The 24,129-nt window shown below is 73.1% G+C and carries 17 protein-coding genes and 1 rRNA gene; 10 read left to right on the top strand and 8 right to left on the bottom strand.

The window, feature by feature from the left end; translation table 11 throughout:
* Positions 1-136 precede the first annotated feature (136 nt).
* A 5S ribosomal RNA gene (gene rrf / locus IE313_RS10340) occupies positions 137-253 on the top strand.
* Positions 254-399: 146 nt separating this feature from the next.
* Here rrf and IE313_RS10345 read toward each other — a convergent pair.
* From IE313_RS10345 to IE313_RS10365, 5 genes are all read right to left on the bottom strand, one after another.
* A complete protein-coding gene (locus IE313_RS10345; RefSeq protein WP_189930711.1) occupies positions 400-1,707 on the bottom strand; it encodes a DUF58 domain-containing protein in 1,308 nt (435 codons plus the stop codon).
* A gap of 54 nt (positions 1,708-1,761) precedes the next feature.
* The gene (locus tag IE313_RS10350; protein ID WP_189930945.1) at positions 1,762-2,751 is read right to left on the bottom strand and encodes an AAA family ATPase; all 990 of its coding nucleotides are present in this window, start codon (positions 2,749-2,751) and stop codon (positions 1,762-1,764) included.
* Positions 2,751-4,010 carry a DUF4350 domain-containing protein gene (locus IE313_RS10355; RefSeq protein WP_189930712.1) on the bottom strand — a complete coding sequence of 420 codons (1,260 nt, stop codon included), beginning with the start codon at positions 4,008-4,010 and terminating at the stop codon, positions 2,751-2,753. Before IE313_RS10355 ends, IE313_RS10350 begins: the two co-directional genes overlap by 1 nt.
* Positions 4,011-4,222: 212 nt before the next feature.
* Complete coding sequence (locus tag IE313_RS10360) at positions 4,223-4,954, bottom strand: DUF4129 domain-containing protein (RefSeq protein ID WP_229924541.1); 732 nt, start codon at positions 4,952-4,954, stop codon at positions 4,223-4,225.
* Between the two features lie 175 nt (positions 4,955-5,129).
* Positions 5,130-6,704, bottom strand: coding sequence for a glycerophosphoryl diester phosphodiesterase membrane domain-containing protein (locus tag IE313_RS10365; protein ID WP_189930713.1), 1,575 nt, complete (start codon positions 6,702-6,704; stop codon positions 5,130-5,132).
* 158 nt (positions 6,705-6,862) lie between these two features.
* Between IE313_RS10365 and mtnA the strand changes: the two genes are divergently transcribed.
* The 7 genes from mtnA to IE313_RS10400 all read left to right on the top strand — a co-directional run bounded on the left by mtnA (position 6,863) and on the right by IE313_RS10400 (position 16,542).
* A complete protein-coding gene (mtnA, locus tag IE313_RS10370) occupies positions 6,863-8,029 on the top strand; it encodes an S-methyl-5-thioribose-1-phosphate isomerase (RefSeq protein WP_189930714.1) in 1,167 nt (388 codons plus the stop codon).
* 684 nt (positions 8,030-8,713) lie between these two features.
* Positions 8,714-9,391 (top strand): two-component system response regulator MtrA, encoded by a 678-nt coding sequence (gene mtrA / locus IE313_RS10375; protein WP_189930715.1) that lies wholly within the window; start codon positions 8,714-8,716, stop codon positions 9,389-9,391.
* A 1-nt stretch (position 9,392) separates the two neighbouring features.
* Positions 9,393-11,717: an MtrAB system histidine kinase MtrB gene (mtrB, locus tag IE313_RS10380; protein WP_189930716.1), complete on the top strand. Its 2,325-nt coding sequence runs from the start codon at positions 9,393-9,395 to the stop codon at positions 11,715-11,717.
* An 88-nt stretch (positions 11,718-11,805) separates the two neighbouring features.
* Positions 11,806-13,572 carry an LpqB family beta-propeller domain-containing protein gene (locus IE313_RS10385; protein ID WP_189930950.1) on the top strand — a complete coding sequence of 589 codons (1,767 nt, stop codon included), beginning with the start codon at positions 11,806-11,808 and terminating at the stop codon, positions 13,570-13,572.
* 198 nt (positions 13,573-13,770) lie between these two features.
* Entirely contained in the window at positions 13,771-14,580 is an 810-nt protein-coding gene (locus tag IE313_RS10390) for a ComF family protein (RefSeq protein WP_189930717.1), read from the top strand.
* Between the two features lie 276 nt (positions 14,581-14,856).
* Entirely contained in the window at positions 14,857-15,543 is a 687-nt protein-coding gene (gene hpf / locus IE313_RS10395) for a ribosome hibernation-promoting factor, HPF/YfiA family (RefSeq protein WP_373316966.1), read from the top strand.
* Between the two features lie 222 nt (positions 15,544-15,765).
* Complete coding sequence (locus IE313_RS10400; protein ID WP_373316960.1) at positions 15,766-16,542, top strand: response regulator; 777 nt, start codon at positions 15,766-15,768, stop codon at positions 16,540-16,542.
* Between the two features lie 273 nt (positions 16,543-16,815).
* On the opposite strand, the gene IE313_RS10405 is transcribed toward IE313_RS10400, so the two are convergent.
* Together IE313_RS10405 and IE313_RS10410 are read right to left on the bottom strand one after the other, a co-directional pair.
* Positions 16,816-18,036: a winged helix-turn-helix domain-containing protein gene (locus IE313_RS10405; protein WP_189930718.1), complete on the bottom strand. Its 1,221-nt coding sequence runs from the start codon at positions 18,034-18,036 to the stop codon at positions 16,816-16,818.
* A 263-nt stretch (positions 18,037-18,299) separates the two neighbouring features.
* Positions 18,300-18,896: a GNAT family N-acetyltransferase gene (locus tag IE313_RS10410; protein WP_189930719.1), complete on the bottom strand. Its 597-nt coding sequence runs from the start codon at positions 18,894-18,896 to the stop codon at positions 18,300-18,302.
* Positions 18,897-19,091: 195 nt separating this feature from the next.
* On the opposite strand from IE313_RS10410, the gene secA reads away from it, so the two are divergent.
* A complete protein-coding gene (gene secA, locus IE313_RS10415) occupies positions 19,092-21,965 on the top strand; it encodes a preprotein translocase subunit SecA (RefSeq protein ID WP_189930720.1) in 2,874 nt (957 codons plus the stop codon).
* A gap of 416 nt (positions 21,966-22,381) precedes the next feature.
* Here secA and IE313_RS10420 read toward each other — a convergent pair whose 3' ends face one another.
* On the bottom strand, positions 22,382-22,942 hold the full coding sequence (locus tag IE313_RS10420; protein ID WP_373316967.1) for an Rv3235 family protein: 561 nt from the start codon (positions 22,940-22,942) through the stop codon (positions 22,382-22,384).
* Positions 22,943-23,452: 510 nt separating this feature from the next.
* On the opposite strand from IE313_RS10420, the gene IE313_RS10425 reads away from it, so the two are divergent.
* A complete protein-coding gene (locus IE313_RS10425; protein ID WP_189930721.1) occupies positions 23,453-23,971 on the top strand; it encodes a DUF6912 family protein in 519 nt (172 codons plus the stop codon).
* The last annotated feature ends 158 nt before the right edge of the window (positions 23,972-24,129 follow it).

Raw genomic sequence — 24,129 nt, forward strand, 5'->3', positions numbered from 1 at the left:
TCGTGAGGCGTGGAGGTGACTGGTACTAATAGGCCGAGGGCTTGTCCTCAGGTGCTCGCGTTCACTGTGTTGGTTCTGAAACCACGAACGATCACATGCTCTTTGTTTTTTGGGGGGTGTGGTTGGTGGTGTGTGTTTCGGTGGTTATAGCGTGAGGGAAACGCCCGGTTACATTCCGAACCCGGAAGCTAAGCCTTTCAGCGCCGATGGTACTGCAGGGGGGACCCTGTGGGAGAGTAGGACGCCGCCGAACTCTTTGTGAGGGAGACCCCCGTACCGTTCCGGTACGGGGGTCTTTCGCATGCCCGGGATTGTTTTCGCGCGTGCCCCGAAGTCGGCCCCCGGAACCGAGTTCGGCTGAGCCCGCGAAGCCCGGCCCCGGGCCCGAGTTCGGCCGGCCTACAGCCGCCCCGCTGATTTGAGGGCGAGATACGCGTCGGCCAGCTCGGGGGCCAGGTCGCCCGGAAGCGCGTCGACCACCGACACACCCCGCCGTATCAGTTCGTCGGCGGTACGGCGGCGTTCGCTCTGGGCCTGCACCGCGGCAGCCGCCTCGTACACCGCGTCCGCGGTGCCCCGGCCCGCGGCCATACGGGCAATGTGCGGATCGGCGACCGACGCCACGAGCACCGTGTGGCGCTGGGTGAGCTGGGCGAGCACCGGAAGCAGACCCTCCTCGACCGGAGCTGTTTCAAGACTGGTCAACAGCACGACGAGGGCGTGCCGGGGCGCGGTCCGCAGGGCCGCGGCAGCGAGGCCCCGGGCATCGGTCTCCACGAGTTCGGCTTCCAGGGGAGCCATGGCGTCGACCATGGCGGGCAGCACCTCGTGCGCCGCCCTGCCCTGCACCAGGGCACGGATCCTGCGGTCGTAGGCCAGCAGATCCACACGGTCCCCGGCCCGTGAGGCAAGGGCCGCGAGCAGCAGGGCTGCGTCCATGGCGGCGTCGAGCCGCGGCGCGTCGCCGACCCGGCCGGCGGACGTACGGCCGGTGTCCAGGACGAGGAGGATGCGGCGGTCCCGCTCGGGACGCCAGGTGCGGACGGCGACGCCGGTCTGGCGGGCGGTGGCCCGCCAGTCGATGGAGCGGGTGTCGTCGCCCGGGACATAGGCGCGCAGGCTGTCGAATTCGGTACCCTCGCCACGGGTCAGCACACTGGTGCGGCCGTCCATCTCCCGAAGCCGGGCCAGCTTGGCCGGAAGGTGCTTGCGGCTGTGGAAGGGCGGCAGGACCCGTACGGTGCCCGGCACCAGATGGCCGCCCTGGCGGCAGAGCAGTCCCAGCGGCCCGTAGGAGCGGATCGTGACGCGCGTGGCGCGGTGGTCCCCACGCCGCGTCGGGTGCAGCCGGGTGGCCACGCGGCGCCGCTCGCCCGGCGGCACCGTCAGACGGTGCCGTCCTGGCCCGTCCGAGCCCCGCGCCCGGCTGCTCGGGGGCCAGGCATCCCGGAGAACGGCACGCAACGGGCGCCCCGACGGATTGGTGACGGTGAGCGTCGTGTCGACCGCGTCACCGAGGCGAACCGCCGCACCCCCCGATCGGGTGAGGACAAGACGTCGTACCGGAGCGGCCAGGGCGAAGTCGCAGACGCACGCGAGTGCGATGCAGAGATCGGCGGCGAGGATGCCCGTCCAGCCCGGCGCGAGGAAGCCGACGAGCAGGGAGGCGAGGGCCGCCAGGAGAGCGGTGCGTCCGGTCAGGGCCATGGTTCCTCGGGCGGAGGTCGGGTGGTACGTGCGGGACAGGTGTGCGGGTCGCGATCAGCGGGGCACGGGAACGTGGGCCAGGACCGCGTTGATGACGGAGTCGGCGGTGATGCCCTCCATCTCCGCCTCGGGGCGCAACTGGACGCGGTGCCGCAGGGTCGGCAGGGCCAGGGCCTTCACGTCGTCGGGGATGACGTAGTCGCGGCCGGTCAGCCAGGCCCAGGCGCGGGCCGTGGACAGCAGGGCCGTCGCGCCGCGCGGGGAGACACCGAGGGCGAGCGACGGCGAGTCGCGGGTGGCACGGCAGATGTCGACCACGTAGCCGGTGATGTCGGCCGAGACGGAGGTGCGGCCGACCGCGGCCCGGGCTGCCTCCAGATGCGCGGGAGTGGCGACGGGGCGCACACCGGCGGCGCGCAGGTCGTGCGGATTGAAGCCTTCCGCGTGGCGCTTCAGGACGTCCACCTCGTCCTCGCGGGACGGCAGCGGAACATGGAGTTTCAGCAGGAAGCGGTCCAACTGGGCCTCGGGGAGCGGATAGGTGCCCTCGTACTCGACCGGGTTCTGCGTGGCGGCGACCAGGAACGGGTCGGGGAGCCGGCGCGGGGTGCCGTCGACCGTGACCTGGCGCTCCTCCATGGCTTCGAGCAGCGCGGACTGCGTCTTGGGAGGGGTGCGGTTGATCTCGTCGGCGAGCAGGAGGTTGGTGAAGACGGGGCCCGGCTGGAAGGAGAACTCCGCGGTGCGCGCGTCGTAGACGAGGGAGCCGGTGACGTCGCTGGGCATCAGGTCGGGCGTGAACTGGACGCGTTTCGTGTCGACCGCGAGAGCGGCCGCGAGGGTGCGCACGAGCAGGGTCTTCGCGACGCCGGGGACGCCTTCGAGGAGGACGTGGCCCCGGCAGAGCAGGGCCACGACCAGGCCCGTGACGGCGGGGTCCTGGCCGACCACGGCCTTGGCGATCTCGGTGCGCAGGGCCTCCAGGGAGCCGCGGGCGTCGCCCGGATCTGCCACGCGGGGGGCGTTGTCAGTGGTCGGGTCCATCATGAATGGCGTACCTCTCCTTCGAGGGCGTCGAGGTGGTCGGCGAGGGCGATGAGCGCTGCGTCGTCGCGGGGCGGCGGCCCGAAGAGGAGGGCGTGCAGGTGCTGTGCCCCGCCCGGGGTCCCGGGCGGGCCCGCAAGGGCCGTCTCCCGGGTGCCCAGCCGGGCGGAGAGGGCGATGAGCAGGACTTCGGGGGAGTGCGCTTGGCCGGGGGGAACACCGATGAGAGGGGCGAGCCGGTTGCGGGTGGCGGTGCGCAGGACGTCGGCGGCGCGGTCGCGGGCGTCTGCCTTGCGGTAGAGCCGGGCGCGGCCCTCCGCGGTCTCGGAGGCACGGATGGCGACGGGGAGGCGTTCGGGGACGAGGGGGCCGAGGCGGCGGGCCCGCCACAGGGCGGCGAGGGCGACCGCGACGGCGGCTTGCAACATGCCCCAGAGCCAGCCGGAGGGGATCAGGTCGTAGAAGCTGCGGGCGCCGGTGGCGGTGGCCGCCGTGTCGGAGGACGAGGGGAGGTACCAGACGAGATGCGGGCGGGACCCGAGGAGTTGCAGGGCGAGCGAGGCGTTGCCCTGGGCGTCGAGGCGGTCGTTGTAGAGGATGTCGGGCGCGCCGAGGACGATGGTGTCGCCCGCCGTCTGCGGCATCGGAATGCGGACGAGCGTGGGCAGCCCGTCACTGAAGTAACAGGAGTCCACCGTGGGGGACGAGACGAAGTAGCGCATGCCGCCGGTGTCGGCCGTGCCCGCGCGCCTGGCGGGCGGGAAGTCGCAGCCGGGCGCCAGCGTCGAGTCGATGCTCGGGGCCGGATCCGCGGTCGTCCCGGGGGCGAGCGCGTCCGTGGCGGCGGGGCCGGGGGCGACGAGCACGGTGCGGCCGCCGGAGTCCGCGGTCGCCGCGCGCAGCGCGGAGCGCTGATGTCCCGTCAGCCGCTCCGGGTCGGCCACCAGGAGCGTCGTGTCGGGGCCCGCGGCCGACCGTGCCTCGGCGAGCGTGGTGACGGTCCGGGCGGACACGCCCCGTTCGGCGAGGAGGTCCGCCACGGCGCGGGAGCCGAGCGGATCGGTGGACCCCGGGTCGAGTCGGCCGTGCTCGGCGCCCGAGCGGACGACGGCGATGGTGACCGCCGCCACCAGCAGCACCACGGCGGCCAGGACCAGGCCCCGTGCCCGGGACCAGAGGTGACGGGCCGTCGGGGCGGTCGAGGTCGCCTCGGCTGCTGCGGCGGTGTCACCCGTCTCGTGCGGGCTCGCTGGGTCCACCGGGTCGTGTGGGTGCTCGGGCTGCCGGTGGCGGTGCTGCGGGGCGCGGACAGGGTCCGGAGCCGGCGGCGCGGTGCCTGCCGGGGCGGGCGGGGGCGTCTTGGTGGGGCCGGCCGGGGTGGGCGGGGCCGGTGCGCCGGCGGGTGCGGAAGCGGGCGCCGTGGCGGGTTCGGTGGGGCGGTCGGGGCCGAACCGCCCGGAAGGGGAGCCGGTCATTCGGGCGTCCTCCGCGCGGGGCTGCCGGGACCGCCGGTGCGGGCGCCGGTGCGGGGTGCGGTGCTGGTGGCGGTGTCGGCCGCGGTGAGCGCGGGGCGGGCGCGTGCCAGGTCCTCGTCGAGCGCGGCCAGGCGCAGGTACGCCGGTTCGTCGCCGCTGCGGCCTCCGTATGCGACGTCGTCGAAGTCCCGTGCCGCCGTGCGGAGCCGGGCCTCGTGCGAGGGCAGCACGGCGGCGGCCTCCGCCGCGGCCTCGTCGGCGGTGCGGCCGGGGCGCGGATCGAGCAGCGCCCGCTCCTCCAGGGCGCGGACGATGGCGCGCATCCGTTCCTGGACCGCCTGGTTCCAGTGGCCCTTGACGGCGTGTGCCTCGGCCGCGGTGCGATGTTCCGCCGCGGTGCGCGGCCGGTCGTGGAAGAGCGGTGCGGCGTCCTGCGGCGTCCGGCGCGGTGTGCCGAGGCGCCACCAGAGAGCCGCGACGAGGGCCGCAGCGGCGAGCAGGATGACGAAGAGCCCGGGCCCGCCGCCCGGTGTGACGCCGGAGGCCGCGTCGAAGAGGTCCTGGATCCAGGCAAGCACCCGGTGCAGGGCCCGCTGGAGGAGGCCCGGGTCGTCCTGGTGGTACATCCGCTTGGACAGCTCGCGCTTGGCGGCCTCCTTGGCGGGGTTGCGCGGGATGGTCACCGGAGGGTCGTCGGTGCCGCGCGGCAGCAGGACGGCCGCCGGCAGGAGACCGGGAGCCGTGAGCCAGGACCACGCGCGGTGGACGGCCGGTGCCCCGGACCGGTGGGAGGCTGCGGGCCGTGATCGGGAGGACTCCGGTCGTCCCGTCCGCGGCGGGCCGTCCGCGCCGGGACGCGGCAGCGGGCCCGCCGGGTGCGGTCTCCCCGTGGCGCCCACGGCTTCAGCCTCCGGGGACCGGGCCGGGCGCCTCGGAGCCGTAGCCCTGGATGCCGGCCGCCCGGCCGAGTTCCAGGTCGAGTGCCTCGCGGCGGATGCGCTGGTCGATGTAGAGCAGGACGGCGACCCCGGCCGTGATCGGGAAGGTGAGCATCGAGCCGATCACCGAACCGACACCGCTGATGACCAGGTAGGTCCAGCCGTGGCTGCCGCCGCCGCTGCCGAGGAACCCGGCGACCCCGCCCCCGCCGACCGCACCGGCGACCAGGGAGAACGGGATCAGGATGATCGAGGACACGATGTTCGCGATGATCGTGGCCAGCAGTTGGATACCGAGGACGCGCCACCAGGAGCCCTTGACCAGCTTGGCGGAGCGGCCGAGGGACTTCAGCACGCCCTGCTTCTCCAGCATCAGCGCGGGCGAGGCGAGCGCGAAGCGGATCGCCAGCCACATCGCCACGACCGCGCCGGCCAGCCCGCCGAGCACGGCCAGAGGCACTCCGGCCCGCGTGCCGACACCCGCCGCGACCAGCACCCCGGGCAGCGTCCCGACGGCCACGATCGCGATCACGATGAGCGGCAGCAGGAAGGTGAGGCCGAACAGCCTGGGCACCTGCGGCCGGGCGTCGCGCCAGGCCTCCGCGATGGTCACCGGCTTGCCGAGCACCGCCCGGCTGGTCACGGTCGTGAGCAGGGCCGTCGCGATGATCACACCGAGCAGGCTGACGAGCAGGACCACGCCCGAGCTGATCAGAACGTTGCGCATGGCGTGGCCGAGCTCGCTCATCGAGGCGCTGCGGTCGTTGAGGGCGTCGGTGCCGGCGATGTCGTCGAGCACCAGGCCCTGCAGCAGTACCAGCGCGATCTGGATGACTACGGCCACGCTCAGCGAGATCCCGAGGACCGTCCGCCAGTAGGTGCGCATCGTGGACACGGCGCCGTCGAGGATCTCGCCGACACCGAGCGGGCGCAGCGGGATGACGCCCGGCTTGGCCGCGGGCGGCCGCCCCTGCCAGCCACCCCAGCCCGGGGTGCCGTAGCCGCCGGGCCCCGGTCCGCCCCATCCGGGGCCGCCCGGTCCGCCGGTGCCACCGGGTCCGCCCCAGCCAGGGCCGCCGGGAGCTTGACCGCCCCATCCGGGGCCGCCCGGGCCCCCGGGGCCGGGCGCGCCCCAGCCGGGGCCCGGCGGTGGCGGGGGCGGCTGCGTCGGAGGCGGGCCGGACATCTGTCCGCCGGGCGCCGGCCAGGGTCCGGGCGGTGGCTGCTCCTTCGACCAGCCCGGCGGTGTCTGGGCACCCTGCTCGCTCGCGGGACGGTCGGCGGAACCCGCGGAGCCGCCGGCACCGGCACCGGCAGCGGAACCTGCTCCCGCGCCGGAACCTGCTCCCGCGCCGGCAGTGGCTCCCGTACCGGCAGTGGGGCCTGCGGCCGGCTGCTGCGGTGGCTGTCCGCCGGCAGGCGCCTGCTGCGCCTGGTCAGCGGGCTCGTGGCCGGGGCCGGGCGCCGGGGTGCCGTCGGAGGGGGCAGGTCGGTCGGAGGGTGCGGATCCGGGCGAGGCCCAGCCCGGAGTGTCGTTCATCGTCGCTCCTTCACGGTGCCCGTCCGCGGATGCGGTGGCAGGTTGGGGGCCATCGTGCCACGGTGCGTCCGCCAAAGGACCTGGCGGAGTCGACAGAGCGGGCAGCATAAGGCCGGACCATCTTCAAATGTCGGCCGGGTACGGGGCAGACTGAGGCAATGGCTGATCAGTACGCGCGACCCTCCCAGGAGACAGAGTCGGTCGATGGACGGGGCGGCAGGCCGGCGCTGCCGGTGATCCGCTGGGACGAGTCCCCAGAAGGCCCCGTGGTGGTCCTGCTCGACCAGACGCGGCTGCCGTCCGAAGAAGCTGAGCTGGTGTGCGCCGAAGCCCCGGCCCTGGTACAGGCGATCCGTACGCTCGCGGTGCGCGGTGCCCCGTTGCTGGGCATCGCGGGAGCGTACGGAGTGGCCCTGGCCGCGGCGCGGGGGTTCGACGTCGACGAGGCGGCCGACGCGCTCGCCGACGCCCGGCCCACCGCCGTGAACCTCGCCCGCGGCGCCCGCCGCGCCCAGGCGGCCTATCGTGCGGCGCTGGCCGCGGGCGGCAACAGAGACCAGGCGAACGCGGCATGCCTCGCCGAAGCACGCGCCCTGCACGAGCAGGACGCGCAGAGCAGCGCCAGGATGGCCTTGCACGGCCTGTCGCTGCTGGACGAACTGCTGCCCGGCGACAACCACCGCATCCTCACGCACTGCAACACCGGGGCGCTGGTGTCGGGTGGTGAGGGCACCGCGTTCGCGGTGGCGCTGGCGGCCCACCGCGGCGGACGGCTGCGCAGGCTATGGGTGGACGAGACCCGTCCACTGCTCCAGGGCGCCCGGCTCACCGCCTACGAGGCCGCCCGGCACGGCATGCCCTACAAGGTCCTCACGGACAACGCGGCCGGTGCGCTGCTCGCGGCGGGCGAGGTGGACGCGGTGCTGATCGGCGCCGACCGCATCGCCGCCGACGGGGCCGTGGCCAACAAGGTGGGCAGCTATCCGCTGGCGGTACTGGCCCGGTACCACCATGTCCCCTTCATCGTGGTGGCACCGGTGACGACCGTCGACCTGGACACGCCGGACGGCGCCGCGATCGTGGTGGAGCAGCGGGCCGCCCGCGAGGTGACGGAGATCGCCGTGCCCCGCACGCTGGCCGGGGTGGAGGCGGGCACGGTGGTCCCGCTGGCGCCCGTGGGCTCGGAGGCGTACAACCCGGCGTTCGACGTGACGCCGCCCGAGTTGGTCACGGCTATCGTCACCGAGGAGGGTGTCGCGTCGCCCCCGACGGTTCAGTCGCTCGCCGAGCTGTGTGCCAAGGCACAGCCGGTGACGCTGACCTGACGGGTCGTCAACGCGCCGGGTGACGCGCCGGGTGACGGCCCGGTGCGGACGGGCATGCGGACGGGGTCGGGGCCGTGGCGGGTGGAGAGCAGCCTGCCGCGGTCCCGACCGCCGTGTGCGCCCCACTGGACCGCGGGCCCCCTTCCGCCGTCGGCCCGCCACTATGCTCGCAGCGCCGCCGCACCGGCAGGCACTGCCGGCACGTGGTGCTGACACTTCGTGTCGGCGCGCACGGTCCGCACGGTCCGCCGCGCGGGGCCGTGCGCGCCTCTGCTGCCGCCGCAGGCGGCAGGACGCAGACCGCACGCTGCCGGCCGCCGGCCGGAGCCCGGCCCCGAGGAACCGGACACCGGCAGGGACAGGCAAGGGATGAGCGGGCGGCGGACCATCGGGGGAGGTCTATGGGGGCTGGAGGAGGGACCGGCGCCGGTGGGGATGGTCGACGCGGGCGGGGACGGCGTTCGACATCCACGGCGACGGACACGGACGGTCATCGAGGACACCGGAGCGAACAGGGGGCGCCGCAAGCACCGGAGGCACCGGGCACCGGCACCGGAAAGGCAGGGGCACAGGGGGCATCGGCGGCGGTAAGGGGCATCGGCGGTGATGGTGTGCGTTGCCGCAGGTCAGTGAGCTAGGTCACGCATGTGCACGGTTCGAAAATGAAAATGGGATGATGTCGTTATGAAGGGACGAGTCCTTGTCGTCGACGACGACACCGCACTGGCCGAGATGCTCGGGATTGTGCTGCGTGGTGAGGGGTTCGAGCCGTCGTTCGTCGCTGACGGCGACAAGGCGCTCGCTGCGTTCCGGGAGGCCAAGCCTGACCTGGTGCTGCTCGATCTGATGCTGCCCGGCCGGGACGGGATCGAGGTGTGCCGCCTGATCAGGGCGGAGTCGGGTGTGCCCATCGTCATGCTCACCGCGAAGAGTGACACGGTGGACGTGGTCGTCGGCCTGGAGTCCGGGGCGGACGACTACATCGTCAAGCCGTTCAAGCCGAAGGAGCTGGTGGCCCGGATCCGGGCCCGGCTGCGCCGCTCCGAGGAGCCCGCGCCGGAGCAGCTCGCCATCGGCGACCTGGTGATCGACGTGGCCGGGCACTCGGTGAAGCGGGAGGGGCAGGCGATCGCGCTCACCCCGCTGGAGTTCGACCTCCTGGTGGCACTGGCCCGCAAGCCGTGGCAGGTCTTCACCCGTGAGGTGCTGCTTGAACAGGTCTGGGGCTACCGGCACGCCGCCGACACCCGTCTGGTCAACGTGCACGTCCAGCGGCTCCGTTCCAAGGTCGAGAAGGACCCCGAGCGGCCGGAGATCGTGGTGACCGTCCGCGGCGTCGGCTACAAGGCCGGACCGAGCTGACATGCCCCGGGACGACGGCGCCGCACCGGCCCCCGGCACGCCGGGATCGCACCCGGGGCGGCGGGTCGGCCCCAGGGCGGCCGGTGCGCAGGTCGCCCGGCTGCTGCGCCTCGCGCGACTCGTGGAGGGCGGCCTGCTGCTCCAGGGCGGTGTGCAGGGCAGCCCCGTGCTGCGGCTCTTCACCCGCTGGGTGCGTCGGCCCCTGCTGCCCGCGGCGCGGCTGTGGCGGCGCAACATCCAGCTCAGGGTGGTCGCCACCACGCTCCTGATGTCGCTGGGCGTCGTCCTGCTGCTCGGCTTCGTCGTCATCGGCCAGGTCCGCAACGGCCTGCTCGACGCCAAGGTGAAGGCGTCCCAGAGCCAGGCGGACGGCGGTTTCCGCGCCGCCAAGGACAAGGCGGACGCCGCCAGCACCGACACCGGCCAGGGCGCCGCGACCACCCCGGACGGCCGCCCCGAGCAGAACGCCTCCGCCTGGATGAACGACCTCGTGGGCCAGCTCTCCAGCGGCGGCCAGAGCGCCTTCGACGTGGCCACGCTGACGCCGGGCGGCGACGGCGACGCCAGCAGTGTCCGCGCACCCCGCGCGTCCGGAGGCGTGGACCCCATCCAGAGCGTCCCCGACGACCTGCGCGGCAGGATCGCCCGGACCGCCGGCGCTTCCCAGAGCTACACCAGGATCATCTACAGCGACGGCCAGGACTCCCAGCCCGGCCTGGTGATCGGCAAGCAGCTCAACGGCCTGAACGGCAACTCCTACGAGCTGTACTACTTCTTCCCGCTCTCCCAGGAGGAGAAGTCGCTGAGCCTCGTCAAGGGGACGCTGGCGACGGCGGGGCTCTTCGTGGTGGTGCTGCTCGGGGCCATCGCCTGGCTCGTCGTACGGCAGGTGGTCACGCCCGTACGGATGGCCGCGGGGATCGCGGAGCGGCTCTCCGCGGGCCGCCTCCAGGAGCGGATGAAGGTCACCGGCGAGGACGACATCGCACGTCTGGGCGAGGCATTCAACAAGATGGCGCAGAACCTCCAGCTCAAGATCCAGCAGTTGGAGGACCTCTCCCGGATGCAGCGCCGCTTCGTCTCGGACGTCTCCCACGAGCTGCGCACCCCGCTGACGACGGTACGGATGGCGGCCGACGTCATCCATGAGGCCCGTGAGGACTTCGACCCGGTCACCGCGCGCTCCGCGGAGCTGCTCGCCGACCAACTGGACCGCTTCGAGTCGCTGCTCGCCGACCTGCTGGAGATCAGCCGCTTCGACGCGGGGGCGGCGGCTCTGGAGGCCGAGCCGATCGACCTGCGGGAGGTCGTGCGGCGCGTGGTCGGCGGTGCGGAGCCGCTGGCCGAGCGCAAGGGCTCGCGGATCCGGGTCGTCGGCGACCACCAGCCCGTCGTCGCGGAGGCCGATGCCCGCAGGGTGGAGCGCGTGCTGCGCAACCTCGTGGTGAACGCGGTGGAGCACGGTGACGGCCGGGACGTCGTGGTGCGGCTCGCCGCAGCGGGCGGCGCGGTCGCCGTTGCGGTACGCGACTACGGCGTCGGCCTCAAACCGGGAGAGGCGACGCGTGTTTTCAGCCGTTTTTGGCGGGCCGACCCGGCGCGTGCCCGCACCACCGGCGGCACCGGTCTGGGGCTGTCCATCGCCCTGGAGGACGCCCGGCTGCACGGCGGCTGGCTACAGGCATGGGGCGAGCCGGGTGGCGGCTCGCAGTTCCGGCTGACGCTGCCGCGCACCGCCGACGAACCGCTCAGAGGCTCCCCGATCCCGCTGGAGCCCGACGACTCCCGGCGCAACCGGCACCTGCGCGAGGCGCGTCTGCCACGCGCGCGTGCCGCACTTCCGCCCGGGACCGGGGCCGCCAGCCGTACCGGTGCCGGCACCGGTACGGGCACCACGCAGCCGTCCGGCAGCGGTCGTGGCGGCCACTCCACGGCGTCCGGGCCGTCCGGTACGGCGCCCCCGTCCGGCACGGCGCACGGGGCGGCGCGGGGTTCGGCGCACGGGGCCGCGCCCGGTTCGGGCGCGGCCGCCGCCGACCCGACCGCCCTGCCGGGCAACGGCTCACGCGTCGTACCGCGTGGCACCAGCGACGCCGGCACCGGCACCACCGGCACCACCGGCAGCGCCGACGGCGACGCCCGGGTGCCCGGCCCGCAGGGCCACTCCGCCGAAAGCGCACAGCACGCGCACAAGGCGTACGACACCGGGGCGCAGCACGATGCGCACACCCCGGGAGAGCGGCAGACCGCGCACGGTCCGGGCGGCGTGCCCGCCGCCGACACCGTCGGCAACCGGCTCACGGAAGGAAGGGCCGCTCGTGGCTGAAGGGGGGCTCCGGGGCGGGCTCGGACGGATACGGCGCTGCGGGCTGCTGCTCGGCGGTGCCGTGGTGCTGCTGGCGGGCTGTGCTTCCATGCCGGACAGCGGTGACCTGCGCGGCGTCGAGGCCTCGCAGCGGCCCGACTCGCAGGTGCGGGTCTTCGCCATGCCGCCGCGTGAGAGCGCCGGGCCCGACGAGATCGTGCAGGGTTTCCTGGAGGCGCTGACCAGCGACGACCCCAAGTTCGAGATGGCGCGCAAGTACCTGACGCAGGACGCTTCGAGGACCTGGCACCCGGAGCTGTCCACCACGGTGCTCGCCGAGGGGCCGAACGCCGAGCACGTCGCCGACCGCAGCGGCTACGACGGCGACTCGGGCCGCCAGTACATCCTGAAGGGCCACCAGGTCGCCACCGTCGACGAGCAGCACGCCTACCAGCCCGCCGACGCCGCCTTCACCGAGACCGTCCACCTGAGCATGGCGAAGGAGGCCGGGCACCAGGAGTGGCGCATCGACCGGCCGCCGGAGGGGATCGTGCTCGGGGCCTCCGACTTCCAGCGCATCTACCGGCCGGTCAACAAGTACTACTTCGCGTCGGAGCCCGGGTCCGGTGCGGACGACGGTGTCTCCACCCCCGGGCGTATGGTGGCCGACCCGGTCTACGTACGCCAACGCGTCGACCCGGTGACCCAGACCGTACGGGCCCTGCTCGACGGCCCCACACAATGGCTCAATCCGGTGGTCCGGACGAGTTTCCCCGCCGGAACGCGGCTGAAGGCGGGTGTCAAGGCCCTGGCACCCGACGACCAGAACAGGCTCAAGGTGCCGCTGAACGCGCGCGCCGAGCGGGTCGGTCGCGCCCAGTGCCAGCAGATGGCGGCCCAGGTCGTCTTCACCCTCCAGGACCTGACCTCCACCGGCATCACCGACGTGGAGCTCCAGCGCCCGGACGGCTCGCCGTTGTGCGAGCTGAACGAGGACCACGCGGAGGCCATCGCGCCCCTTCACACCGCGGACCGCGCCGGCTACCAGTACTTCCTCGACGCCGAACACCGGCTCGTCAGGCTGCCCGGCACCGGCACGGGCGGCGACGCCGCGCCGCAGCGGGCGCCGGGCCCGTTCGGCGAGGGAGCCAAGGCCATGAGCAAGATCGCGGTGTCCCGCGACGAGCTGCACGCCGCCGGGGTGTCGCTGAACGGCCGCGACCTGTACGTCGCCGACCTCCTCTCCGGAGCCTCGTACGGCGACCCGCTGCTGCACAGCCGGGCCAAGTCCGAGGACGACCGCCTCACGGCCCCCAGTTGGGACGGCCAGGGCGACCTGTGGGTGGCCGACCGCGATCCCGGCAGGCCGCGACTGCTGCTGCTGGAGCACGGCACGGGTGACGTGCTCGACGTCTCCACGCCGGGCCTCGAACCGTCCCACATCGAGGCGGTGCGGGCGGCTGCGGACGGCGTCAGGATCGCGCTGCTCGTCGAGGAGGACGGCAGGAAGACGCTCCAGATCGGCCGGATCGAGCGGAGCGGCGGCGACGACCCCCAGGTCACCATCGCCGACCTGCGCCCCGGAGCACCGCAGATGGAGGAGGTCACGGCCATGTCCTGGGCCGGCGGCAGCCGTCTGGTGGTGGTCGGCCGCGAGTCCGGCGGCGTGCAGCAGGTGCGGTACGTGCAGTGTGACGGCTCGGCGCCCGCGAGCGGCGTCCTGCCGGGTCTGAACGGTGTCAAGGAGGTCGCGGCGGCCGACGACGACCTGCTCCCGCTGCTGGCGCACTCCGACGACGGCATCGTCCGCATGCCGCCCGGCGCCCCCTGGCAGACCGTGCTCAAGAGCGGGACGTCGCCGGCCTACCCGGGGTAGGCGGCGGGTGCGCCCGGGTGGGCACCCGTGTGCGCCCGGGGCGGCACCAGGCCCGTCCGGGGCAGGCCGCGGGTACGCCCGAGGGTCAGGTCCGCGCCGCACCCGTCGACCGCGGGGGTTGCGCACCGCACGGAGTTGTCCACAGGGGGTTTTCCACAGGGGTGGTCCGGCTCCGGGGGCGTTGGCACAGTGGGCGGCATGAGGGCGTGGTGGCAGGACGTCATGGACCTCGTGGTGCCGTCCGAGTGCGCTGGCTGCGGACGGCCTCGCGCGGTGGTGTGCGCGGTCTGCGCCCGCGCACTGCACAGCTCTCCGCCCCGCAGGGTGCACCCCGTGCCCGAGCCCTCCGGCCTCCCCGCGGTGTACGCCGCCGCCCCGTACGCGGACGCCGTGCGCGCCCTCCTGCTCGCCCACAAGGAGCGCGGCGCCCTGGCCCTCGCCCGCCCGCTCGGTACCGCGCTCGCGGCCGCGGTACGGGCCGCCGCGGGGGGCCGTGGTGCTGCCGCCGGGCCCGTGCTGCTCGTCCCCGTGCCCTCGGCGGGAGGGGCCGTGCGGGCGCGTGGGCATGATCCCGTGCGGCGGATCGCGCTGGCCGCCGCGGCCGAGCTGCGCCGCTCCGGCACTCCGGCCCGGGTGCTCGCGGCGCTGCGCCAGCGTCGAGCGGTCGCCGACCAGTCGAGCCTGAGCCCCGCCCAGCGGGGCGCCAACGTCGCGGGCGCACTGGGCGCCGCCCCGGGCACGGGCGCCGTGCTGCGCGCCGCCGGCCGCGTAGTCCTCGTCGACGACCTGGTGACGACGGGGGCCACTCTCGCCGAGGCGGCGCGTGCATTAAGTGCGGCCGGAGTGGAAAAGCGGACCCATGCGGCCGCGGTCGCGGCGGCACCCGACTCCACCGGAGCACCGGGACCCGTTGGAGCCCGCCCGCGGGCGCGCTTGCGGACTCCCGCCGAGGGGCGGCCGGGAGAACTGCCCCAGAACCTGCATCACCGCAGGTCGGAAGAGGATTAGCGGACGCGAGGGGAGGTATGCAGCTAGAGAGGGTGACGACATCCGCACGGGCGAGATACGTTCGATGGTGAGGAATGGCGGAGGCCGTACCCGACACAGTCGAATGTCCCGTTCCGGGCCCTCGAAATCGCCCGGAAGGGTGGGGTGGAATACCTGCCCGCGGGGGAGGAGGAGGTGGACGTCACCCAGTCCGAGGTTCCGGCACCGACCGGAACCTGGTGCACAAGGGAGATGCTCCGCCTGCCGAGCGGAGCGGACCCGGGAACGGAGTTCTGCGTGGACATCGTCGTCAAGGGCCGCAAGACCGAGGTACCCGACCGGTTCCGCAAGCACGTGGCCGAGAAGCTGAAGCTGGAGAAGATCCAGAAGCTCGACGGCAAGGTGATCAGCCTCGACGTCGAGGTGTCCAAGGAGCCCAACCCGAGGCAGGCGAACCGCTGCGACCGCGTGGAGATCACGCTGCGGTCGCGTGGCCCTGTCATCAGGGCGGAGGCCGCGGCCAGCGACCCGTACGCGGCGCTCGACCTGGCGACGGACAAGCTGGAGGCGAGGCTTCGCAGGCAGCACGACAAGCGGCGCAGCCGGCGCGGCAGGCCCTCGGCGGCCGAGGTCGCCGACCATGTCCCCGACGCGGCACTGCTCAACGGCGACGGCTCCCTCGTGAAGGAGGAGGAGCACACCGTCGCCGTGCCCACGAAGAAGATGGGTTCCCTGGAGGTCACGGGCGAGGGCCCGCTCGTGGTCCGTGAGAAGAACCACGTGGCGGCCCCGATGACGCTCGATCAGGCCCTGTACGAGATGGAGCTGGTGGGGCACGACTTCTACCTGTTCATCGACTCCGAGACGAAGGAGCCCAGCGTCGTCTACCGCCGCCACGCCTATGACTACGGCGTCATCCACCTCACCACCGATCCCATGATCGCCGAGCCCCCGCCGGGGGCGGGTGGTGCACTGGGCGGCTGATGCGGCGTATGTGACGCCCACGTCCTGCCGGGGTGCCCCTGGAGCGCCTGTGTGCGCCCTGGGGGCACCTCCGTGCGACCACATCCGGTCGCTTGCCGTCGTCTCACTGTCTGCCAGGCATGAAATCATGGGCGTCTGCCCAACCGGGGTGCTGTCGACCCGGCTTGGCCCTGGACCATCCGGCAGCGAGCAGACGGGCCACGGCCTTCAGGGGGAGGAACGATGGCGGAAAGCTTCGGACCACTGCACGGCGCCCCGTGCCACGACGCGAACGCCGGGACCGGCGAGGACGACGAGGGCGGCGACGGCATGGGCCCGGACGCGGTCGCATCACGCAAGGAACCCATCAGGGTCCTGGTGGTGGACGACCACGCCCTCTTCCGCCGCGGCCTGGAGATCGTGCTCGCCGCCGAGGAGGACATCCAGGTCGTGGGAGAGGCGGGCGATGGTGCGGAGGCCGTGGACAAGGCCGCGGACCTGCTGCCCGACATCATCCTCATGGACGTGCGCATGCCGAAGCGCGGCGGCATCGAGGCCTGCACCTCCATCAAGGAGGTGGCGCCCAGTGCCAAGATCATCATGCTGACGATCAGCGACGAGGAGGCCGACCTCTACGACGCGATCAAGGCGGGCGCCACCGGTTACCTCCTGAAGGAGATCTCCACCGACGAGGTGGCCACCGCCATCCGGGCGGTGGCCGACGGCCAGTCGCAGATCAGTCCCTCCATGGCATCCAAGCTCCTCACGGAGTTCAAGTCGATGATCCAGCGCACCGACGAGCGCCGTCTGGTGCCCGCGCCCCGGCTCACCGACCGCGAGTTGGAGGTCCTCAAGCTGGTCGCCACCGGGATGAACAACCGGGACATCGCCAAAGAGCTCTACATCAGCGAGAACACCGTGAAGAACCATGTGCGCAACATCCTGGAGAAGCTCCAGCTCCACTCCCGGATGGAGGCCGTGGTCTACGCGATGCGGGAGAAGATCCTGGAGATCCGCTAGCCCCTGGGCCTGCGGGGACCGGCCGACCAGGAACCGGCCGACCAGGAACCGGCCCGTCACGCGCCTGCCGGTCACCGGCTGCCGGTCGAGGAGCGGTCGGCCCGGCCCCTTGCGCCCCCGGAACCAGCCGGGTCGGCGGCCCGGACCGCGCCGGCCCGGCCCGCTCGCAGGCCCCGCTCGAAGGCCCCGCCGACCGCAGACCGCGTTGGTCCGGTGCACTCGGCACGCTCCGGCTGACCCGGCCCGTCCGCGACCCCCGGCAGGTCCCGCGGCTCACCCGAGTGCCCGGGCCAGCTCCTCGCCCAGTGGTTCCCGCAGCTCAGGTGCGTCGACGCGTTCAAGGCGGACATCCGAGCAGCCCACCCACCCGGCGGCCGCCACCAGCGCCTCGGCCACTCCGCGCAGTGCCTTGCGGTCGGTCAGTGACATGCTCACCTGCTTGGCCACCAGGGTCTCGCCCGAGCGCGCCGGGTCCACCCGCCCGACCAGCCGCCCGCCCGCCAGCACCGGCATCGCGAAATAGCCGTACACCCGCTTCTGCCGGGGCACGTACGCCTCCAGACGGTGACTGAAGCCGAAGATCCGCTCCGTACGCGCACGCTCCCAGATGAGCGAGTCGAAGGGGGAGAGCAGGGTCGTACGGTGCCGGCCGCGCGGGGATGTCTCCAGGGCGGCGGGATCGGCCCAGGCGTTGGCCCGCCCGGCCGTGCCGCCGGACTTCGACCAGCCCTCGACCCGGACGGGCACGAGGCCGGAGTCCGCGACCACGGCGTCGAACTGCTCGCCCCTGAGGCGGTGGTAGTCCGCTATGTCAGCACGGGTGCCCACGCCGAGCGCCCGGCCCGCCTGGCGCACCAGGCGGCGCAGGCACTCGTGGTCGTCGAGGTCGTCGTGCAGCAGCTCGGCGGGGACGGCGCGCTCCGCGAGGTCGTAGACCCGCTTCCAGCTACGGCGCCGGGTGCACACCACCTCCCCGTACATCAGGGCGCGCTCGACGGCGACCTTGGCCGCCGACCAGTCCCACCACGGGCCGCCGTTCTTCGCGCCGCCCAACTCGGTGGCCGTCAGGGGGCCTTCCGCGCGCAACTGCTTGATCACCTGGTCGTAGGTGCCGTCCGGGAGGGCGTGGTTCCAGTGCGGACGGGAGCGGTAGGCGCGGCGGCGGAAGGCGAAGTGCGGCCACTCCTCGACGGGCAGCACGCAGGCGGCGTGCGACCAGTACTCGAAGGCGTGCGGAGGGCGGGCGGGGTCGGGTGTCCAGTACGCCTCCTCCACCGCGCGGCGGCCGACGGCGCCCAGGCGCGCGTACGGCACCAGCTCGTGGCTGCGGGCCAGCACGGAGATCGTGTCGAGCTGGACGGCGCCGAGGTGCCGCAGCACGCCCCGCACCCCGCTCCTGCGGTCCGGCGCCCCCAGCAGACCCTGGGCACGCAGCGCTGTCCGGCGGGCCTCCTCGGCGGAGAGTTCGGCAACAGGCGGCGGCTGACTCGTCATGCGGAAAACCATAAGCGGCGGCACTGACAGCCCACCCCGGCCGCTCGCAGCGGCGACCCGCCCCGGCCGCTGGCACTGACAGCCTGCCCCGGCCGCTGGCACCGGCGACCTGCCCCGGCCGCTGGCACCCGCGGCCCGCACCGGTCGTCCGGAGCGGCGGCCCGCCCCGGCCGCTCGCACCCGTGGCCCGCACCGGTGCGACCGTCCGGTGCCGGCCTCGTCGACCGTCCGGTGCCGGCCGCATCGAGCGCCCGGTGCCGGTCTCACCGGTCGTCCGGAGCGGGAAGGTACGCGTTCGCGGTGGGCAGTCCCAGGTCGGAGGGGAGCAGGGCGCCCACCCAGCAGTCGCGGCGGGTGCCCTGGTGGATGGTGGCGGAGCGCAACACGCCCTCCAGGGTGAAGCCCGCCTTCTCGGCCACCGCCCGTGAGGCGGCGTTGCCGACCTCGGCACGCCACTCCAGCCGCTCGATGCCCGCGCGGGTGAACGCCCAGCGGGCCACCGCCAGTGCCGCCTCGGTGACGTAGCCGCGGCCCCGGTGCTCGCGCGTCGCCCAGAAGCCGATCTCCGCGGTGTTCATCACGCGCTGGGTGACGCCCACCATCGCGGCCAGCGCGGTGTGCCCGCCCGGCGCGTCGTCCTCGCGCAGGAAGGCGCCGAAGGTGAACATCGTGCCGTTCCGCCAGCCGTCAGGGACCTGCTGCGCGAGGAAGCTCTCCGCGTGGTCGGTCAGGTACGGTGACGGGATCATCGTCCAGCGCTGAATGCCGGGGTCCTGGCAGGCGGCGTGCACCTCCCGGGCGTCCTCGACACGCACCGTGCGCAGGAGGAGCCGGGCCGTGGTCAGAGTCTCGGGTTCCATTGGGCGATTCTGCGCGTGGCACAGTGGCCGGTGCCATGATTTTCCGCCGTTGCGCCGCGGCACTTTCCGGCGCCTCGCCGCGTTGTGCTTGTGGCCGCAGTTGCGGCAGACCTCCCGGTGCGGCGGGGTCCTCGCATACGATGGCCGTTGCTCGACAGACCGCGTCAGGCCCGACCGGCAAGGAGACCCAGCCCCGTGTCCGTCCTCCAGAAGATCATGCGTGCAGGCGAAGGCAAGATCCTGCGTAAGCTGCACCGTGTCGCGCGTGATGTCAACTCCATCGAGGAGGACTTCGAGAGCCTCTCCGACGCCGAGCTTCAGGGCCTCACAGAGCAGTACCGGAAAAAGATCGCCGAGGCGCTGGACGACGAGCCGGACGAGTCCAAGCACGACGAGGTCCTGAAGAAGACCCTTGAGGACCTGATGCCCGAGGCGTTCGCGACCGTCCGCGAGGCCGCCCGCCGCGTTCTGGGCCAGCGGCACTACGACGTCCAGGTCATGGGCGGTGCGGCGCTGCACTGGGGCTATGTCGCCGAGATGAAGACCGGCGAGGGCAAGACGCTCGTCAGCACCATGCCTGCCTACCTCAATGCGCTCGCCGGCAAGGGTGTCCACCTGATCACGGTCAACGACTACCTGGCCGCGCGCGACTCCGAGATGATGGGCCGCGTCCACAAGTTCCTGGGCCTGAGCGTCGGCTGCATCCTGGCGAACATGACCCCGGCCCAGCGCCGCGAGCAGTACGCCTGCGACATCACCTACGGCACGAACAACGAGTTCGGCTTCGACTACCTCCGCGACAACATGGCCTGGTCCCAGGAGGAGCTGGTCCAGCGCGGTCACCACTACGCGATCGTCGACGAGGTCGACTCGATCCTGGTGGACGAGGCCCGTACCCCGCTGATCATCTCCGGCCCCGCCGACCAGGCCACGAAGTGGTACGGCGACTTCGCCAAGCTGGTCCTGCGCCTCAAGCGCGGCGAGGCCGGCAACCCGATGAAGGGCGTCGAGGAGACCGGCGACTACGAGGTCGACGAGAAGAAGCGCACCGTGGGCATCCACGACTCCGGGGTCACCAAGGTCGAGGACTGGCTGGGCATCGACAACCTGTACGAGTCGGTGAACACCCCGCTGGTCGGCTACCTGAACAACGCCATCAAGGCCAAGGAGCTCTTCAAGCGCGACAAGGACTACGTCGTCATCGACGGCGAGGTCATGATCGTCGACGAGCACACCGGCCGCATCCTCGCCGGCCGCAGGTACAACGAGGGCATGCACCAGGCCATCGAGGCCAAGGAGAACGTGGAGATCAAGGACGAGAACCAGACTCTCGCCACGATCACCCTGCAGAACTTCTTCCGCCTCTACGGCAAGCTCTCCGGCATGACCGGTACGGCGATGACCGAGGCGGCCGAGTTCCACCAGATCTACAAGCTGGGCGTCGTCCCGATCCCGACGAACAAGCCCATGGTCCGCCTGGACCAGTCGGACCTGATCTACCGCACCGAGGTCGCCAAGTTCGACGCGGTCGTCGACGACATCGCCGAGAAGCACGAGAAGGGGCAGCCGATCCTGGTCGGCACCACCTCGGTCGAGAAGTCCGAGTACCTGTCCCAGCAGCTCTCCAAGCGCGGCATCCAGCACGAGGTGCTGAACGCCAAGCAGCACGACCGCGAGGCCGTGATCGTCGCGCAGGCCGGCCGCAAGGGCGCCGTCACGGTCGCCACCAACATGGCCGGTCGCGGTACGGACATCAAGCTCGGCGGCAACCCCGACGACCTGGCCGAGGCGGAGCTGCGCCAGCAGGGCCTCGACCCGGTCGAGCACGTGGAGGAGTGGGCCGCCGCGCTGCCCGCCGCCCTGGAGCGGGCCGAGCAGGCCGTCAAGGCGGAGTTCGAGGAGGTCAAGGACCTCGGCGGGCTCTACGTACTGGGTACCGAGCGCCACGAGTCGCGCCGTATCGACAACCAGTTGCGCGGCCGCTCCGGCCGCCAGGGCGACCCGGGCGAGTCCCGGTTCTACCTCTCCCTGGGCGACGACCTGATGCGGCTCTTCAAGGCCCAGATGGTCGAGCGCGTGATGTCCATGGCGAACGTCCCGGACGACGTCCCGATCGAGAACAAGATGGTCACCCGCGCCATCGCCTCCGCGCAGTCCCAGGTCGAGCAGCAGAACTTCGAGACCCGCAAGAACGTCCTCAAGTACGACGAGGTGCTCAACCGCCAGCGTGAGGTCATCTACGGCGAGCGCCGCCGTGTCCTGGAGGGCGAGGACCTCGAGGAGCAGATCCAGCACTTCATGGACGACACCATCGACGCCTACATCCAGGCGGAGACCGCGGAGGGCTTCGCGGAGGAGTGGGACCTGGACCGCCTGTGGAGTGCCTTCCGGCAGCTCTACCCGGTGAAGATCACCGTCGAGGAGCTGGAGGACGAGGCGGGCGACCGCGCGGGGATCACCGCCGAGTTCATCTCCGACGCCATCAAGGAAGACATCCACGAGCAGTACAAGGCGCGCGAGGAGCAGCTCGGCGCCGACATCATGCGTGAGCTGGAGCGGCGCGTGGTCCTCTCGGTGCTCGACCGCAAGTGGCGTGAGCACCTCTACGAGATGGACTACCTCCAGGAGGGCATCGGCCTGCGTGCGATGGCCCAGAAGGATCCGCTGGTCGAGTACCAGCGCGAGGGCTTCGACATGTTCACCGCCATGATGGACGGCATCAAGGAGGAGTCCGTCGGCTACCTGTTCAACCTGGAGGTCCAGGTCGAGCAGCAGGTCGAGGAGGTCCCCGTCGAGGAGGCCGAGGAAGCGGTGGCCCTGGAGAAGGACGGCGTCCAGGACACGGTCCCGGCCGGTGCGGGTGCCCGCCCGGAGATCCGCGCCAAGGGTCTCGACGCCCCGCAGCGCCCCGACCGCCTGCACTTCTCCGCCCCGACGGTGGACGGCGAGGGCGGTGTCGTCGAAGGCGACTTCGAGAACGGGGACGGTCCCGTGCGGTCCGAGGCGGACGGTCTGACGCGCGCGGAGCGGCGCAAGCAGCAGAAGGGCGGGCGCCGCCGCAAGAAGTGAACGGCGGCCCCCGCGGGCCGGACCGGGCACCTCCCTTCGTGGGGGTGCCCGGTTTTCTGTGTGCGGGTGTGCGGGTGTGCGGGTGTGCGGGGGAGGGCAGGGCGAGGCTCGCACAGCGGCCGGTGCCCCGCCTGTGGCGCAACCGCCTGCCAGCGCAACTGCCTGCCGGTGTCCCCCGGCCTCTGCCGGGCCCTGCCGGGCCCTGCCGGGCCGTGTGGCCCCCGCCGGTCCCGGGACTGCCTGAGCGGCCCCGCGCGAGCGGCGCTCGACGTTCCCCGGCGGAGAGCCGGGCGTGACCTGGACAGGCGGACCCGAGATGCGCCCGGGGAGCGCCGCCGGCGTCGGCCCAGCGGCTTGTTCCGCCTCCCCTCGGAGCCGAACCGGCTCGCCGCTTTCACTCGTCCGTGTGGCGCCTCCTACCGTTCGGACGGGCGCCGCAGGCTCGGGCCGCCCAGTTCGACCGCGGTGCAGCGCCAGCGCTGGTCGGGGCCGCGCTCCAGCCGGAAGGCCATGGCGCGCAGCCGGTCGCCCGTGCTGATGCGGGCGAACGCCTCGACGGCGCCCTGTCGCGGCACGTAGTAGCCGATGTCGTGGACGACGGGGCACGCACCCGGGGTGCGCAGGGGCGAGCGCTCGGTCAGCCACGCCAGGTCGTCGTAGGCCTGCCCTGCGGTGTGCCGGAGCATCCAGTGCACGGGGCGCCGGCCGCTCAGGACGGCGAGCAGGCGTTCGGCGAACAGGTCCGTGGGGCGCTGGGGACCGGGTGGGACGAGTGGGCGGGCCGGGGACGGGGGCGGGGGCGGGGGAGCACTCCGGCGAGCGGCGGTCCGTACCGGGCTGCCGCCCGGACGGCGGGTGTCGTGGCGGCCCGGCGGGCGGGAGTTGCCCCGCCGGCCCGGGCCGGTCACGGCTGCGGTGGTCCTGGCGCCGGTTGCGCGTCGACGCGGTGCCGGCAGTCTCGTCATCACCTTGTTCATGAGGTTCATGAGCGTTCCCCCGCTCGGACGCCCGGCATCTACCGGGCAGTAGCTCGTCTTGGGGATCTTGTACGAGGACGGAGGCGGGTGCCGCAACCGGAGCGGCGGTCGGCTTCGGGAGCGGAGAGATTCACCTATCCGGGGGTATCAGGGGCGCAGAGTGCGGGTGGGAGGAGCGGGGTGGGGCGTGGGCGCGGGCAGGGGCTGTTGCGGGCCCCCCGCTTCTGGACGCGCCTCACCCACGTATTCTGTGGCCCGCTCCCGCGGTGGGCCGGGGCGGGCGGTTTCGCAGGCGGCGGACCGCGGCGGGCGCCGGGGCCGACCCGCGTGCGACGGCGTCGGACGTGGTCGACGGCCGGCCCGGTGAGCGCCGACCGGCGAGCACCGACCCGCCGGCAGCAGCGACCAGCGCCGACCCGCGGGCGGCGAGCACCGACCCGCGGGCGGCAACCGACGAGCCACGAGCCACGAGCAACGACCGATGACCGACGACGACGAAAGCGGCCAGACATGCGCGTCTATGTCCCTTTGACTCTTTCCGGGCTGGCAGCGGCGCACAGGACGGGTGAGCTGGGGCCCGGGCCGCTGACCGCGTACGCGGTGACGCCCGCGTTGCGCGAGTGGTACCTGTCGGACGACATCGAGGAACTGGAGTACGCGGCGCTGAACCGGGCCGCGCTCGCCTCGCTGCGCCTGCTCGCCACCCACCCCGGCACCGCACGGCGCCGTGTCGTGGTCGCGGCGGACGTGCCGGACGGGGACGCGGTGGCCGATCCGGACCGCGGGCTCGATCCCGGGGCGCTGGGGGAGGTGCGGATCGCCTCCGCGGTGCGGATGGCGCGGGCGGCGGCCGTGCACGTGGACGGGGACGAGGCCGTGGCGGACGTCACGGCGGCGGCCGACGCCCTGGGGGCCGCGGACGTGGGGGACGACGACGCGCAGTTCACCGTGGACGGGGCCGAGGACCACGAGTTGCTCTGGTACGCGACCCAGGAGATTCCGCATCTGATCGCGGCGGAGGCCACGTGACGTCCGCGTCCGGCTGCTGACACCGCCGGACTGCCGACACCGCCGGGCGGCACCCTCCACGAACCCGGCGACCCGGGCCGGGCGATCCGGGGCCCGCACCCGGCGGCCGTCCCCGGCATGCACCCAGTGGCCGTCCCGGACCCGGCGACCCGCCCGGC

Source organism: Streptomyces sulfonofaciens, from assembly GCF_014656295.1.
In the GTDB taxonomy this organism is placed as follows: domain Bacteria; phylum Actinomycetota; class Actinomycetes; order Streptomycetales; family Streptomycetaceae; genus Streptomyces; species Streptomyces sulfonofaciens.